The organism is Flavobacterium filum DSM 17961, assembly GCF_000425465.1.
Lineage (GTDB): Bacteria > Bacteroidota > Bacteroidia > Flavobacteriales > Flavobacteriaceae > Flavobacterium > Flavobacterium filum.
This window is the reverse complement of the sequence record NZ_AUDM01000006.1, coordinates 1-15694: the sequence shown is the minus strand read 5'-3', so window position 1 is coordinate 15694 and position 15694 is coordinate 1. Positions and strand designations below refer to the sequence as shown.

The 15694-nt window shown below is 33.2% G+C and carries 11 protein-coding genes; 7 read left to right on the top strand and 4 right to left on the bottom strand.

Features of this window, described 5'->3' with window-relative positions:
- Position 1 precedes the first annotated feature (1 nt).
- On the top strand, positions 2–2389 hold the full coding sequence (locus H601_RS0103555) for a GumC family protein (RefSeq protein WP_026710224.1): 2388 nt from the start codon (positions 2–4) through the stop codon (positions 2387–2389).
- Here the strand turns inward: H601_RS0103555 and H601_RS0103550 are convergent.
- The 3 genes from H601_RS0103550 to H601_RS0103540 all read right to left on the bottom strand — a co-directional run bounded on the left by H601_RS0103550 (position 2369) and on the right by H601_RS0103540 (position 5068).
- Positions 2369–3106 carry a tyrosine-protein phosphatase gene (locus tag H601_RS0103550; protein WP_026710223.1) on the bottom strand — a complete coding sequence of 246 codons (738 nt, stop codon included), beginning with the start codon at positions 3104–3106 and terminating at the stop codon, positions 2369–2371. The two genes, H601_RS0103555 and H601_RS0103550, sit on opposite strands and share 21 nt — an antisense overlap.
- 56 nt (positions 3107–3162) lie before the next feature.
- The gene (locus tag H601_RS0103545; protein ID WP_035655503.1) at positions 3163–3372 is read right to left on the bottom strand and encodes a hypothetical protein; all 210 of its coding nucleotides are present in this window, start codon (positions 3370–3372) and stop codon (positions 3163–3165) included.
- A gap of 106 nt (positions 3373–3478) precedes the next feature.
- Positions 3479–5068, bottom strand: a complete 1590-nt coding sequence (locus H601_RS0103540) for a peptide chain release factor 3 (protein ID WP_026710221.1) — start codon at positions 5066–5068, stop codon at positions 3479–3481.
- A gap of 186 nt (positions 5069–5254) precedes the next feature.
- Between H601_RS0103540 and H601_RS0103535 the strand changes: the two genes are divergently transcribed.
- The 4 genes from H601_RS0103535 to H601_RS0103520 are packed head-to-tail and all read left to right on the top strand — an operon-like array spanning position 5255 to position 10453.
- Entirely contained in the window at positions 5255–7222 is a 1968-nt protein-coding gene (locus H601_RS0103535) for a peptidylprolyl isomerase (RefSeq protein WP_026710220.1), read from the top strand.
- Entirely contained in the window at positions 7222–8073 is an 852-nt protein-coding gene (locus H601_RS0103530) for a hypothetical protein (protein ID WP_035655501.1), read from the top strand. Before H601_RS0103535 ends, H601_RS0103530 begins: the two co-directional genes overlap by 1 nt.
- Positions 8036–9469, top strand: a complete 1434-nt coding sequence (locus tag H601_RS0103525; RefSeq protein ID WP_026710218.1) for a peptidylprolyl isomerase — start codon at positions 8036–8038, stop codon at positions 9467–9469. The genes H601_RS0103530 and H601_RS0103525 overlap by 38 nt, the downstream gene beginning before the upstream one ends.
- A gap of 30 nt (positions 9470–9499) precedes the next feature.
- A complete protein-coding gene (locus tag H601_RS0103520; protein WP_026710217.1) occupies positions 9500–10453 on the top strand; it encodes an AAA family ATPase in 954 nt (317 codons plus the stop codon).
- On the opposite strand, the gene H601_RS0103515 is transcribed toward H601_RS0103520, so the two are convergent.
- Positions 10445–11587: a hypothetical protein gene (locus H601_RS0103515; RefSeq protein ID WP_026710216.1), complete on the bottom strand. Its 1143-nt coding sequence runs from the start codon at positions 11585–11587 to the stop codon at positions 10445–10447. The two genes, H601_RS0103520 and H601_RS0103515, sit on opposite strands and share 9 nt — an antisense overlap.
- A gap of 33 nt (positions 11588–11620) precedes the next feature.
- Between H601_RS0103515 and H601_RS0103510 the strand changes: the two genes are divergently transcribed.
- Together H601_RS0103510 and H601_RS0103505 are read left to right on the top strand one after the other, a co-directional pair.
- Positions 11621–12742, top strand: a complete 1122-nt coding sequence (locus H601_RS0103510; RefSeq protein ID WP_156900336.1) for an acyltransferase family protein — start codon at positions 11621–11623, stop codon at positions 12740–12742.
- Positions 12743–12983: 241 nt separating this feature from the next.
- Entirely contained in the window at positions 12984–15251 is a 2268-nt protein-coding gene (locus H601_RS0103505) for an aconitate hydratase (protein WP_026710214.1), read from the top strand.
- The last annotated feature ends 443 nt before the right edge of the window (positions 15252–15694 follow it).

Sequence of the window (15694 nt, the reverse complement as noted above, 5' to 3'; positions counted from 1 at the left end):
CATGCAACAATTTAATACAAATATTGATACTGCTGATTCAAAAGTTAATTTAACGGAACAACTCTATCGTTATATCAAAAACTGGAAGTGGTTTTTATTGAGTATATTATTGTCGTTAACATGTGCATATATTTATTTACGATATCAATTGCCGCAATATGGTTTAACTACAACCGTATTGATTAAGGATGATAAAAAAGGAGCTGCCTCAGAAATTGATGCTTTTAGTGATTTAGGAATTCTAGGGGTTAAAAAAAGTAATCTGGAAAATGAAATAGAAATGTTTAATTCCAGAAGATTAACTCAAAATACAGTTAAAGAATTAAAGTTTAATGTTGTCTATTATGCTGAAGGCAGAATTTTAACTCCTGAATTATATGATGACTCACCCATTGAATTGGTTTTTGAAAAAGAAGCTGATGCCACAGACAGTAAAGGTGAGTTTCATTTTAAATACGTTAAAGAAAATACATTTGAAATTGCTTTTACAGCAAATGGGAATTACATTCAACATCAATTTGGCGATTATTTTGATTCACCCGTTGGTAGGATCATGATAAAAAAAGTTTCATCTCGTGCTCGATTCAACAATGCAATTATTATCAAAATAAGTCCTATTCTAAATTCGGCATTACGTTATAAAAACAAGTTAAATGTCAAGCCTTTAGGTGAAAAAACTACAATTATAGAGTTGTCAGTTGTTGATCCTGTTCAAAATAAGGGAATTGATTATTTAAATAACTTAGTGTATCAATTTAATGAAGACGCCTTGAATGATAAAAATCTAGTAGCTAAAAATACACAAGATTTTATTAATGAGCGTTTGAATATTATTACCGGTGAGTTAGATACCGTAGAGCGAAGTGCTGAACGTTTTAAAAAAGAAAATAGATTAACTGATTTAGTTACCGATGCCGGGTTAAATTTAGCCACATCTTCTGAATATGAAAAAGCTATCGTAAAAAATGGAAAAGAGTTAAAAGTGGTAGAAATCATGTTGCCTTTGTTGAAAAACAGCAGTTATGATCAAACACTTCCACAAAATATTATTCCGGCAGAAGATGCCTCTTACAGTATGATTAACCAATACAATACCTTGGTTTTGACTAGAAATAATTTACTAAAGAGTACTTCTCCTAATCATCCAAACGTTTTGAATTATAATCAACAGATTATAGAATTAAAAGCTACCATACTTCAAACATTAAAAAATTTGCAAAGTGCTTTATTGGTTGAAAAAAATCAATTATTGCAGCAAGAAAGTAAGTTTAGTAGTAAAGTTTCAAAAGTTCCAACTTTAGATAGAAAATACAGAAATATTGAGCGTCAACAAAATATTAAAGAAGCTCTTTATCTCTATTTACGTCAAAAACAAGAAGAGACAGCAATTTCTTTGGCAGTAACATCTCCAAAAGCAAAGATTATCGATTCGGGATATTCTGTTGGAGTTGTTTCACCAAACAAAAAGAATGTTTATTTAATCGCCTTATTAGTAGGACTTTTGATTCCTTTTTTGATTATTTATATAAATCAATTGTTGGATACTAAAATTCATTCCAGAACGGATTTAGAAAAACAATTAAGTCTGCCATTCTTAGGAGATATTCCACTATCAGAGACCAGTGATGAAATTATGACTTCTGAAAGTCGTTCCAGTACGGCTGAGTCCTTTAGGATTTTGTTGACCAACTTAGATTTTATGTTGGCTTCAACTGCTGAAGACAAAGCCAAAACAATATTCATTACTTCTACCATCCCAAAAGAAGGAAAAACTTTTGTTGCCGTAAATATTGCAAGTACGTTATCTTTATACGGTAAAAAAGTGTTGTTAATTGGAATGGATTTACGTCATCCAAAAATCATGGAATATATCAAAATCAAATCAAATGTTGGTTTGAGTAATTATCTTTCCAATGATAAATTGAAAATAAGTGACATTGTTTATAAGCAAGATGGTCATAAAGATTTTTGGGTAATGCCATCCGGTGTTATTCCGCCTAATCCGGCTGAATTATTAAATAATTCTAAGGTTGCTTCCTTATTTGAAGACCTTAAAGCTGAATATGATTATATTGTGGTTGATACTGCTCCGGTAAGTTTGGTAACAGACACATTATTAGTGAGTAAATTTGCTGATGTATTTGTGTATGTTGTTCGTGCAAATTATTTGAAGAAACATTCTTTAGTTATACCAAAATCATTACACAAAGAAAAGAAATTACCCAATATGGCAATGATTCTTAACGGTACTGATCCAAATAAAACCTATGGTTATGGATATGGTTATGGCTACGGTTATGGTTATGGCTACGGCTATGGCTACGGAGCTGATAAGGAAGAAGTAGAATTGCCTTGGCACAAAAAACTACTAAATAGAAAATCGAAATAATTGATTTTGTTGAATGGCTTCTTTTAAAGGAGCCATTTCTTTTATCCCTACTTTTTGACTGAAAGCGGCAAGGTGTTTATAATGATGTAGATCTGACCCAACAAAATCAATCATTCTTTGTTTGAGTAATTTTTCAGCAGTCTTTAAAACAGGCAATCCATAATATCCAACAACTGATAACAAGTTCAATTGAAACAAGCACCCCGATTTTTTAAGTGTTGTATAAAAGTCAAAGTTTTGATGGAGGAATAAATATCGTTCCGGGTGTGCTAAAATTGGCGTGTACCCTGCGATTTGAATTTCATATACTATTTCTTGAATATTAATAGGTGGATTCAAATAAGACATTTCTACTAACAGATAGTTATCTTTTAGTGTCAGCAGTTGTTCGTTTTTTAAAATATCTAAAAACTGATGGTCAAGCATGTATTCAGCTGCTGCCTTAAAAGGTAAATTATTTTTATCAAGTGCTACTTGTACTTCTTTTTCTCCTTTTTGAATTATGGAAGTATTATTTTTCCATACGGGAGGCATAACATGTGGTGTAGTAATAAATTGACTGAATCCAATTTTGTTTAATTCATTTATTAAGCCTAAACTATCTTCTATTGTTTTTGCACCATCATCGATTCCTGGAATAAGATGAGAATGAATGTCAATATAATTTGAAGGAATCAAATCGGTTAAATAGGTTTTTTTGCTAAGAAAAGTAAACAAAATTATAGAATTTAATGTATTGACATAAAAAAACCCCTTTTAAAGGGGTTACTATTTTAAGCTTTTTGTTGTTTTGATTTAAAATAATACAATGAAAAAAGAACCCCAGCAATCGCCAGCCAAATTAATTTTCCATCAATAGGAGCTGCCGGTGTATCATCACCTTCTAAACCACCACCACCGTCATCATCACCTGGTTGAGCAAACATGACAAAATCAGATAAAAGAACAAAGGCAATTAAGTAAAATTGATAAAATTTTTTCATAGTATTCAATAAGTAAGTCGCAAAGATAAAAATGATTTTCAAAATTTAAAGTAAATTCTATAAAATTTTACTAATTTAAACTCGAAATAAACTGTTAGTCATTTATTTACTCCATTTCTGAAGTAAAGAACAGCTTAACGGTTGGAAACTTACTTTGTGTCATTTGAATGGTAAATTCAGAATCGGCTAAAAAAACCAATTGTCCATATTTGTCATGAGCCAAAAATTTTTGTTTAATTCTTCTGAATTCTGCAAATTCTTCATTTTTTGGATTTTCGGGTCTTACCCAACACGCTTTGTGAGCCGGAAAGTTTTCATACGTACATTTTGCACCATATTCATGTTCCAAACGGTATTGAATAACTTCATATTGAAGAGCTCCAACGGTTCCAATTACTTTTCGGTTGTTCATTTCTAACGTAAATAACTGAGCAACACCCTCGTCCATCAATTGGTCAATTCCTTTTTCCAATTGTTTCGATTTCATTGGGTCTGCATTGTTAATGTATCTAAAATGCTCCGGCGAAAAGCTTGGTATTCCTCTAAAATTCATTACTTCTCCTTCAGTTAGGGTGTCGCCAATTTTAAAATTTCCGGTATCATGTAAACCTACAATGTCTCCGGGATAGGATATATCAACAATTTCTTTTTTCTCCGCAAAAAATGCATTCGGACTCGAAAATTTTAAGCTTTTGTTTAACCGAACATGAGAATAGGGTTTGTTGCGTTCAAATGTGCCCGATACAATTTTGATAAACGCCAGTCTATCACGGTGTTTTGGGTCCATATTGGCATGAATTTTAAATACAAATCCGCTCATCTTAGTTTCGGTAGGTTCTACCATTCTTGTGTCAGAATGCTTTCCTCTCGGCGAAGGAGCAATTTCAATAAAACAATCTAACAATTCTCTTACTCCAAAATTATTTAAAGCCGAGCCAAAGAATACCGGCTGCAAATGTCCTGCTAAATATTCTTCTTGTGAAAATGACGGATATACTTCACTAATTAGTTCAAGCTCCTCACGCAATTTATCTGCAGCTTTTGGGCCAATTATTTTTTCTAATTCCGGATTATTGATATCGGAAAAAGCAATTGTATCTTCAATGTTTTTTCTACTATCACCGCTAAATAGGTTGATGTTTTTCTCCCATAAATTATAAATTCCTTGAAAGTCATATCCCATACCAATAGGAAAACTCATCGGTGTAACTTTTAGTTGAAGTTTTTTTTCAACTTCATCCATCAAATCGAATGCGTCTTTTCCTTCACGGTCTAATTTATTGATGAAAACAATCATAGGAATGTTACGCATTCTACAAACTTGTACTAATTTTTCTGTTTGTTCTTCCACTCCTTTTGCCACGTCAATTACTACAATTACACTGTCAACAGCAGTCAAGGTTCTAAAGGTGTCTTCAGCAAAATCTTTGTGACCAGGAGTGTCTAAAATGTTGATTTTTTTATCTTTATAATTGAATGCTAAAACAGAAGTGGCAACAGAAATTCCTCTTTGACGTTCAATTTCCATAAAATCGGAAGTAGCTCCTTTTTTGATTTTATTGTTTTTAACCGCACCGGCTTCTTGTATTGCTCCACCAAAAAGCAAAAGTTTTTCTGTTAAGGTAGTTTTACCCGCATCAGGGTGAGAAATAATACCAAAAGTTCTTCTTCGTTTAATTTCGTCTGTAAAATTCATATCCGTCTTAAAAAGGTTTGCAAAAATAGTGTTTATTGCTTGAAAAAGAATAAACATTTTTCGTTAATAAATTTTTGTTAATAGTTGAGCGTATTCTTGTATAGTCTGTCTTAATTGTTAATTTTGTGAGTTGCATAAATAACAACAAAATCTAACTTTAAACCGTAGTCTTATACATTTTACAAAATGAAAATAAAATCTTTTTATGTTGCTATTGCTTTATTGATTTTCGGATTAAATTTTGCTCAAACAAACAAACAAGTTCTTTTTACCATTGACGATCAGCCTTATTATACCGATGAGTTTATTAGGGTTTACAATAAAAATTTGGATTTGGTGAAAGATGAATCACAAAAGGATTTAGATCACTATTTTGAATTATTTATAGGTTATAAATTAAAGATTAATAAGGCTAATAAATTAGGTTTGCAACACAATACGCAATACCAAAGTGAATTAAAATCATATAGAGGTCAATTGGCTAAAAATTATTTGACAGATTCAAAAGTGACCAAAGAATTGTTGGAAGAAGGATATGCTCGCTCACTAAAAGAGGTAAATGCTTCACATATACTTTTATCATTAGAAGAATCTGCAAAGCCTGAAGATACGCTAAGAGTGTATAAACAAATTTTAGAATTGCGTAAGAGAGCCTTAAATGGCGAAGATTTTGGTACTTTAGCCATGCAATATTCGCAAGATCCGAGTGCAAAAGAAAACAAAGGAAATTTAGGTTATTTTTCTGCTTTTCGAATGGTTTATTCATTTGAATCTGCCGCTTTTACTACTCCAAAAGGAGAAATTTCCCTTCCGGTTCGTACGCGTTTCGGATATCATTTGGTTAAAGTGAATGATATTCGTGACAATAGAGGAGAAGTTACTGTTGCACATATCATGTTAATGAATCCGGCAGACGATAATCCGGATGAAATGGAGAAAAATAAAACAACCATCAACGAAATATATGCTAAAATTCAACAGGGCGAAGAGTTTGAAGCATTGGCAAAACAATTTTCACAAGATAAATCATCGGCATCAAAAGGAGGTTTGTTAAATCGATTTGGATCAGGACAATTGAGCTCAGAAGAGTTTGAAAACACTGCTTTTTCTTTGAAAAAGAAAGATGAAATTTCAAAACCATTTCAAACACAATTTGGTTGGCATATCATGAAACTAATTGAAAAGCATCCTGTAAAAACTTTTGATGAAGCGAAGGGAGAAATGGAAAATAAAATCAGTCGTGATGATCGTTCCAGAAAGATTACAGAATCATTAAATGAGAAATTAAGAGCCAAATATAAGGTAAAACGAAATGACGCTTTGTATGCCAAAATCAAGAAATTGGTCGATGATCGCTATTATGAATCCAACTGGGATTTACCAACCAATATGAAAGATTATAACGGTGAGTTACTCTCTTTTGAAGACAAGAAGGTTTACGGAAGCTTGTTTTTAAACTATTTAAATGCTCAACAAAAAAATCCGGTTCAACCAAGACCAATAGGGAAATTAGTAGATTTTCATTACCAAAATTTTGTTGATTCTGAATTAAATTTATACTACAATGCTAACCTAGAAAATGAATTTCCGGAGTTCGCAGCTGTTATGGAAGAATACCGCGATGGTTTATTGTTGTTTGATTTGATGGAAAAAGAAATTTGGGAAAAATCAAAAACCGATACATTAGGAATTAAAGCATTTCATGAAGCAAATAAATTCAAATATTTGTGGAAAAACCGCTATGATGTAGTCATTGTATCCACTACTAAAGCCGACGTAGCCAAAAAGGCACACAAGCTATTGGCTAAAAATAAATCAATAGAAGAAATCAAGACCACTTTAAATACGAAAGACATTATCAATGTAATGGCCACGGCAGGAACTTTTGAAGAAGGAAATGATGCCTTGCCAAAAACGATTCCATTGAAAAAAGGACTTTCTGAAATTAAACAAGAAGGCAATTATTTTTACATTGTAAAAGTGAATGAAATTAAAGAAGCCGGTCCTAAAACATTAGAAGAATGTAAAGGTAGAGTGGTAAATGATTATCAACAATATTTAGAAGAAAACTGGGTTTCTAATTTGAAATCTGAATTTACGGTGAAAACAAATCCGGATGTTTTTGCAGCCGTAAAAAAACAAATTAAGCAGTAATGATTCGATTGGGTGTAATGAGTTTTCTTCTGTTTTGTTTGGCCTCGTGTTCTTATTTTACACCGGAAGCCAAACCGGAAGCCATTGCCCGAGTTGGTGAAGAGTATCTTTTTAAATCGGATATTGCAGAATTAATTGCTCCCGGAACCAGTAAAGAAGATAGTATCACAATTGTTCATAGTTTTATTGATCGATGGGCAACGCAAAAGTTGTTGATTAAAGCTGCAGAAGTCAATATTAGCAAGGAGCAACAAGTTTCGTTTAATCAATTGATCCAACAGTATAAAGCAGATTTATATACAAAAGCGTATTTGGAAGAAATGGTTAAAAGGGAGGTGGATACCGTTGTGTCTAATGAAACTTTAAAAAAGTATTATACCGAAAACAAAGAGAATTTTAGAACAAGTGGTTCATTATTGAAATTGCGTTACATTCAATTACCTAAAGACCATCCAAAATTTGATTTGATAAAGAATAAGTTTTTTGATGGGAAAAAGCAAGACAAAAAGTTTTGGGAAACCTATCAGTTGCAATTAAAAAGTTCTGCTTTAAATGATTCAGTTTGGGTTGAAATGAACCAAGTGTATCAAAAACTTCCTTTTATCACTCCAGAAAATAGAGAGAATTTTGTTGCCTCAGGGAAATCGATACAACAAGCGGATTCGTTAACTGTTTATTTTGTAAAAATTGGTCAAGTGATTGATAAAAACGAAATTTGTCCGTTTGATTATGTTAAAGAAACATTGAAAGAACTTATCATAAACCAAAGAAAATTAGAATTAATTAAAAAAATTGAGAAAGAAATTACAGATGATGCCATTAAAAATAAAAAATATGAAAGGTATAAATAAGAAGGTTGTTGCTATGTTTATGTTGATTTTTGCTGTCTTTTTTAGCCATGCACAAGAAATTATCATGGAAAATACACCAGTGAAGAAAGACACTGTAAAAAATTATAAAAGAAAAAAAGTTGATGGCGTTATAGCAACTGTTGGAGATTATATTATTCTAGATTCCGATATTGACATGGAATACATCGAATTGTCGAGTCAAGGTATTTCAATTACTGATATTACGCGTTGTCAATTGTTAGGAAAATTAATGGAAGACCGTTTATATGCTCATCAAGCACTTCAAGACAGTACGATTGTTGTAAAAGATGCTGAAATTAATGGGATGATGGAAGAAAGAATGAACTATATGTTGGAACAAATCGGTAGTTGGGAAAAAGTGCTTAAATACTACAATAAAAAGAGTCAGGAAGAATTTCGTTCTTTCTTTTTTGATGTGTTAAAGCAAAACAAGCTTTCTACAGAAATGCGAAACAAAGTAGTAGAGAAAGTTGAAATTACTCCTGAGGAGGTTAGAAACTTTTTTAAAAAAATTCCAGCTGATGAATTGCCAATTTTTGGTGCAGAGTTGGAAGTTTCCCAAATCGTGATTGAACCAAAAGTATCACAAGTTGAAACTCAAAAGGTTATTGATAAGTTAAATGAAATCAGAAATGATGTTCTAGTCAACGGTGCAAGTTTTAGAACTAGAGCAGTATTGTATTCTCAAGATCCCGGTTCAAGAGCAAGTGGTGGGTTTTATAAAATGAATCGAAAAACACCTTTTGTAAAAGAATTTAAAGAAGTTGCTTTCAGTTTGAATGAAGGAGAAATATCGAAACCTTTTCAAACGGAATTTGGTTATCATATCATTTTAGTGGAGAAAATTAAAGGTCAAGAGATTGAATTACGTCACATTTTATTAACGCCAAAAGTGTCTGATGAGGCTCTCAAAGAAGCAAAAGAAAGAGCCAATTTAATCAGAAAACGAATTGTAGATAAAGAAATTACGTTTGCTGAAGCAGCAAGAAGTATGTCTGATGAAAAAGAAACCCGAACCAATGGTGGCGTTTTATTGAACCCAAAAACACTTGATCCAAAATTTGAATTGACAAAAATGGATCCAACGTTATATAGTCAAGTGTCCAATTTAAAAGAAAATGAAGTTTCATTGGCTATTTTAGATGAAGATCAAAAAGGAACCAAGAAGTATAAATTATTCATGGTTTCAAATAGAGTAGATTCTCACACGGCTGACTATGCCAGAGATTACATTAAAATCAAAGATTTAGCCTTGAAAGAAAAACAATTTGATGAAATAGGAAAATGGTCTAATGAAAAAATCATGGAAACCTATATTCGTATCAATGGTGAGTACAGAGATTGTGAGTTCACAAATAACTGGTTAAAAAAATAATTTTCGTTTAAAAATATAAATATCCTTTTTATGTCTGATGTAGCTGCTATTCAATCTCTGGTTCAAAAGCGTAATGAACTCAAAGCGGAAATTGCCAAAATTATTGTGGGTCAAGATGCTGTAGTTGATCAAATTTTATTGAGTATTTTTTCGGGAGGTCACGCCTTATTGGTTGGTGTTCCCGGTTTGGCAAAAACCTTGATGGTAAATACCATTGCTCAAGCTTTAGGATTGGATTTCAAACGTATTCAATTCACACCCGATTTGATGCCATCCGATATTTTAGGAAGCGAAATTTTAGATGAAAACAGAACCTTTAAGTTTATTAAAGGTCCCATTTTTTCCAATATTATTTTGGCAGATGAAATCAACAGAACACCACCCAAAACGCAAGCGGCACTTTTAGAAGCCATGCAAGAAAGAGCGGTGACCATTGCCGGTCAAAACCATAAATTGAGTTTGCCTTATTTTGTTTTAGCCACTCAAAACCCAATCGAGCAAGAAGGAACTTATCCTTTGCCGGAAGCTCAACTTGACCGTTTTATGTTTTCAATAAAATTGGATTATCCTTCTTTTGCAGAAGAGGTTCAAGTGGTAAAAAGCACTACTTCTGATGATAAACCGTTAATCAATGCTTTGTTTACAGCTCAAGAAATTATTGATTTTCAACATTTAATCAGACGAATTCCGGTTGCTGATAATGTCATTGAATATGCAGTTACTTTGGTGTCAAAAACACGTCCCGATAATCCAATGTCGCCTGAATTGGTTAAAAATTATATTGATTGGGGTGCCGGACCTCGTGCTTCTCAAAACTTAATTTTAGCTGCCAAAGCCAATGCGGCTTTCAACGGAAAGTTCTCGCCGGATAGTGAAGACGTGAAAGCTGTAGCTGAGGGAATTTTGCGTCACAGAGTTGTAAAAAATTACAAAGCCGATGCAGAAGGACTAAGTATTGAAAAAATTATCAGTCAATTAGTGTAGCCACCTTTTTTGTAGGATGCTGTCCATTTCTTTATCATAAAAGAATAAAAACATGCTTCCCATCATATCTTGTTCTGTGGCAGAAGTGTTGTTGACCTCTAGCACTATTTCATATTCTTGATTGGCAAATAGCCAAATGCCTTCTTCTGATGAAAAATTTTCTATGTTTTTGAGTCCAATGCTGTTTTGATGATTGGTGATATTGCTCTCAAAAATCGGTTGTTGAGTAGTTTTGTTAAACAACATTATTTTTGTGGCAAACGGATGCACATGAATGGCCGCTGCATGAAGCCGCAGACTATCTTTTATTTCCAATTGATGGTTGATGTTACTTCTGTATTCGTTTTTTCCTATCGGAATGACCCAATGTCCGGATAGTTTATTCCCTTTCCCGTCATCATAACTATGATTTTTGGTTTCTACCGGAATACAAAAATCGGTTCCCGGGTCAATCGGACTTTTATAAGGGTCATATTGATCATACGGAAGCATGATAAAAGCCGTTTTACTCATCAAAGGTTTGAGGTTTTGTTTTTCATCATAGGCAATCGTGACCTTGTGTTTCACTTTATAATACGCATTTTTGATATTGTGATTTAAGGTTTGCGTGGTAACATATAATAAATCATTACCCTTCATCGGCACACCAAAACCTCCCGGAAAAGTAAACGTTTCCATTCCATGCGAAAGAGAAGTTAGTCTGGGATATTGTTTACCAATTCGATGCTCTAATCCAAAAGTTGAATAGTATTTGATATCATTAATATCTACATTCATATGACAAATAAAATCATTTGACATTTTTTTACTTGTTTTTGCATCTTGAGCTTCCACTTTAAAACCGGTAATCCAAAGCAAGGTTGAGTCTTGAGAAAGCATCACATAGTTGGACGCTTTTGGGCCTTCCATCGATTTATAGATATCATCTACAATAAAGGTAGGTGAAAGCATTTTATATTCTTTTGTTTTATTTTCAACCAACCATTCATTATCAACTAAACCGGTTTTATGCAATAGAGTAGTTTTTACAATGGCTTTATGACGGGTAGAAAGCGTAAAATACCAAATTGTTCCCACAAGAATGGAAAGAATAAATAGAACAATTGAAAATTTGAATATCTTTGATTTTAACATATAAAAAAATGTACTTCAAAAGTACATAATTTAGTGAGGATAATCATCATGGAAAATAAAAAGCGAATTTTCGGATTAGATTTGATGAGAGCTACGGCCATTTTGATGGTATTAAGTTCTCATGTTTTATGGATTTATCCTCATTCAAATAACTATATTTCTCAACTTTTTCAGGTTTTCGGCTATTTAGGAGTAGAATTGTTTTTTGTTTTAAGTGGTTTTTTAATTGGAAAAATTCTTTATCATTTCTATCTCGAAAATGATTTTATTTTGCACTATGTTTTGACTTTTTTAAAACGACGATGGCTACGTACGTTACCCAATTATTACTTGGTTTTAATGCTCAATATTTTCATTAGTTTTTTAATAGGTTACACCATTTCGGATATTTGGAAATATTTTTTCTTTCTGCATAATTTTGTAGCTCCTATGCCTTCATTTTTTCCCGAGTCATGGAGTTTATCTGTAGAAGAATTTGCCTATTTATTATTGCCATTTGCCTTATTCTTTAAAACGAAAGTGGTTCAACCTAAAAATAAAGCTAACTTCTTTTTATGGGTAATACTTGGTTTGATTTTTTTCTTTTTTTGTACCAAAGTATATTATGCTTTTACTACTACAAACACCACCTTATCGGAATGGAATACGGGGATTAAAGCAATTGTAGTATATCGATTAGATGCTGTTTTGTATGGTGTTTTGGCTGCATGGGTTGCGATAAATCATACTTTGTTTTGGACAAAAATTCGATTTATCTCGGCTGTTTTGGGATGTCTTTTGTTTGGGTTTTTATTTGTTGGTGTTGGCTTTTTTCAATTGACTATCGAGACTTACCCCAATTTTTGGAATGTATTTTATCTTCCGCTTACCTCCTTTATGTGTCTTTTATTTCTTCCGTTTTTATCTGAATGGAAAGTAAATCAACATGCTTTATTTTCCAAAACCATTACCTTTATAAGTAAAATTTCTTATTCCATCTATTTATTACATTACAGTGTACTACTTCAATTATTACATTTTTATTTTCCTTCAAAAGATATGGATGGCTTTTCTTTACATTTATATACAATTGGTTATGTATGTCTGACTTTTGTTTTTTCATTCCTGTTATATCGCTTTTTTGAAAAGCCAATTTTGGATTGGAGAGATAAATAGTTATCATTTTTTATTTTAAAGTATTCTATTTTGAATTGGTTGGGTTATAAATTTATCATTTATGACATCTAATTTTATCAATTTTATATTTTTTTAAGCTAAAATTGATTTTTATTGAAAATAATTTTTAAAAATTAGCATTTCTATAAAAAATGACTTCCAAAAAAGATAGTATGCTATTAATTTTACAATGTTCTAACGTTTTCGTAAATTCGCACCACAAACAAATAACACTTATATTATGGCTTTTGATATTGAAATGATTCAAAAAGTGTATGCAACTATGGCTGAACGTGTTGATAAAGCACGTGAATTAGTTGGTCGTCCACTTACTTTATCTGAAAAGATTTTATATTCTCATTTATGGGAAGGAACGCCTACAAAGGCTTTTACCAGAGGAAAAGATTATGTTGATTTTGCTCCGGATAGAGTAGCTTGTCAAGATGCAACCGCTCAAATGGCGTTACTTCAGTTCATGCATGCCGGTAAAAGTAAAGTAGCAGTGCCAACTACTGTGCATTGTGACCACTTAATTCAGGCAAAAGTTGGAGCAAAAACAGATTTACAAGTTGCGAATTCCCAATCAAAAGAGGTTTTCGACTTTTTATCTTCTGTATCTAACAAGTATGGAATCGGATTTTGGAAACCGGGGTCGGGAATTATTCATCAAATTGTGTTAGAAAATTATGCTTTCCCGGGTGGAATGATGATTGGAACCGATTCACATACAGTAAATGCAGGCGGATTAGGAATGTTGGCTATTGGTGTGGGTGGTGCTGATGCGGTAGATGTGATGGCCGGAATGGCATGGGAATTAAAATTTCCTAAATTAATTGGGGTAAAACTAACCGGAAAATTAAATGGTTGGACAGCTCCAAAAGATGTGATTTTAAAAGTTGCTGATATCTTAACTGTAAAAGGAGGTACCGGAGCTATTGTTGAATATTTTGGTGAAGGTGCTGAGGCAATGTCATGTACCGGAAAAGGTACCATTTGTAACATGGGTGCAGAAATTGGTGCAACCACTTCTACTTTTGGATACGATGATTCTATGCGTCGTTATTTGAACGCTACCGGAAGAGCAGATGTTGTTTTAGCGGCTGATAAAGTTGCATCTTATTTAACGGCTGATGCTGAAGTGTATGCAAATCCGGCTGATTATTTTGATCAATTAATTGAAATTAACTTATCAGAATTAGAACCACATATCAATGGTCCTTTTACTCCGGATAGAGGTACACCGGTTTCTCAAATGAAAGCAGAAGCCGAAGCAAATGGTTGGCCACTAAAAGTAGAGTGGGGATTGATTGGTTCGTGTACCAACTCTTCTTATGAAGATATGTCGCGTGCGGCTTCCATTGTTGAACAAGCTGTTGCACATGGCATTACTCCTAAAGCAGAGTTTGGAATCAATCCGGGTTCTGAGCAAATTCGTTACACCATTGAACGTGACGGAATCATTGCAACGTTCGAGAAAATGGGAACAAAAGTGTTCACGAATGCGTGCGGACCTTGTATCGGCCAATGGGATAGAGAAGGTGCAGACAAGCAAGAGAAAAATACAATTGTTCACTCTTTTAACCGTAATTTTTCCAAAAGAGCTGATGGAAACCCAAACACACATGCTTTTGTAACTTCACCTGAAATGGTAGCTGCTTTGGCTATTTCAGGACGTTTGGATTTTAACCCGATTACGGATACGTTATTGGCGGACAACGGACAAGAAGTAAAATTACTACCTCCGGTAGGAGATGAATTACCAACCAAAGGTTTCGAAGTGGAAGATGCCGGTTTCCAAGCTCCGGCAGAAGACGGATCTGGTGTTCAAGTATTGGTTTCACCAACTTCTGAGCGTTTACAATTATTAGACCCTTTCCAACCTTGGGATGGTAAAAATATTACCGGTGCAAAATTATTAATCAAAGCATTTGGAAAATGTACCACCGACCACATTTCGATGGCTGGTCCTTGGTTGCGTTTCCGTGGGCATTTGGATAACATTTCAAACAATATGTTGATTGGAGCGGAAAATGCTTTCAACGGGAAAGCTAATTCTGTTAAGAATCAATTGACAGGAGCGTATGAAGAAGTACCGAAAGTGCAACGTGCATACAAAGCTGCCGGAATTGCTTCCATTGTTGTGGGTGACCATAACTACGGTGAAGGTTCATCACGTGAGCATGCTGCGATGGAGCCACGTCATTTGGGTGTAAAAGCGGTTTTGGTTAAATCATTTGCCAGAATTCATGAAACCAACTTGAAAAAGCAAGGAATGTTAGGTTTAACGTTTGCCAATGAAGCGGATTATGATAAAGTACAAGAAGATGATACCATCAATTTCTTAGACTTAGTAGATTTTGCTCCGGGAAAACCTTTGACTTTAGAATTTGTGCATGCAGATGGTAGTAAAGACATCATTTTAGCGAATCATACCTACAATGCCAGTCAAATTGAGTGGTTTGTAGCCGGTTCTGCTTTGAATTTGATTGCTGCTGCAGGAAAAGCTTAAGCATTTATAAATATCATTCATAAAAAAACTCCTGAATTTCAGGAGTTTTTTTTAACTTTTAATAGACATACTAGTAGATAGATTTATATCTACCTACCAGCTCCGCTGAGTTTTTAGAACAAATTTCCAAAGATAAGCTCCGCGAAGTCTCATATCTTTACAAAGTAAACAAATAAGGTTGTAATAACTACCAAGGTCTAGATACATTTTTATGATATTGTTCGGGAGGAATATCAACCTTATTTTAATCATATATTGAATTTGAATTAGTACTTAAACACTTTATTTTTATATAGAGATGTTGCATAAAATATGAGATAAAATCCAATATGATTTTGTTTACTTAACATTTTTAAATTTTTGAAATATGCTAAAGTATTCTGTTGGACTTGACGTTTCAAGTAAAAAAATTGATTGTTGTATTAGTGTTATTGACATTAATC

Coding starts and splice junctions, on each gene's coding strand:
- H601_RS0103505 (WP_026710214.1), top strand. CDS start 12,984: ATGGCTTTTGATATTGAAATGATTCAAAAAGTGTATGCAACTATGGCT.
- H601_RS0103555 (WP_026710224.1), top strand. CDS start 2: ATGCAACAATTTAATACAAATATTGATACTGCTGATTCAAAAGTTAAT.
- H601_RS0103545 (WP_035655503.1), bottom strand. CDS start 3,372: ATGAAAAAATTTTATCAATTTTACTTAATTGCCTTTGTTCTTTTATCT.
- H601_RS0103520 (WP_026710217.1), top strand. CDS start 9,500: ATGTCTGATGTAGCTGCTATTCAATCTCTGGTTCAAAAGCGTAATGAA.
- H601_RS0103530 (WP_035655501.1), top strand. CDS start 7,222: ATGATTCGATTGGGTGTAATGAGTTTTCTTCTGTTTTGTTTGGCCTCG.
- H601_RS0103515 (WP_026710216.1), bottom strand. CDS start 11,587: ATGTTAAAATCAAAGATATTCAAATTTTCAATTGTTCTATTTATTCTT.
- H601_RS0103525 (WP_026710218.1), top strand. CDS start 8,036: ATGCCATTAAAAATAAAAAATATGAAAGGTATAAATAAGAAGGTTGTT.
- H601_RS0103535 (WP_026710220.1), top strand. CDS start 5,255: ATGAAAATAAAATCTTTTTATGTTGCTATTGCTTTATTGATTTTCGGA.
- H601_RS0103540 (WP_026710221.1), bottom strand. CDS start 5,068: ATGAATTTTACAGACGAAATTAAACGAAGAAGAACTTTTGGTATTATT.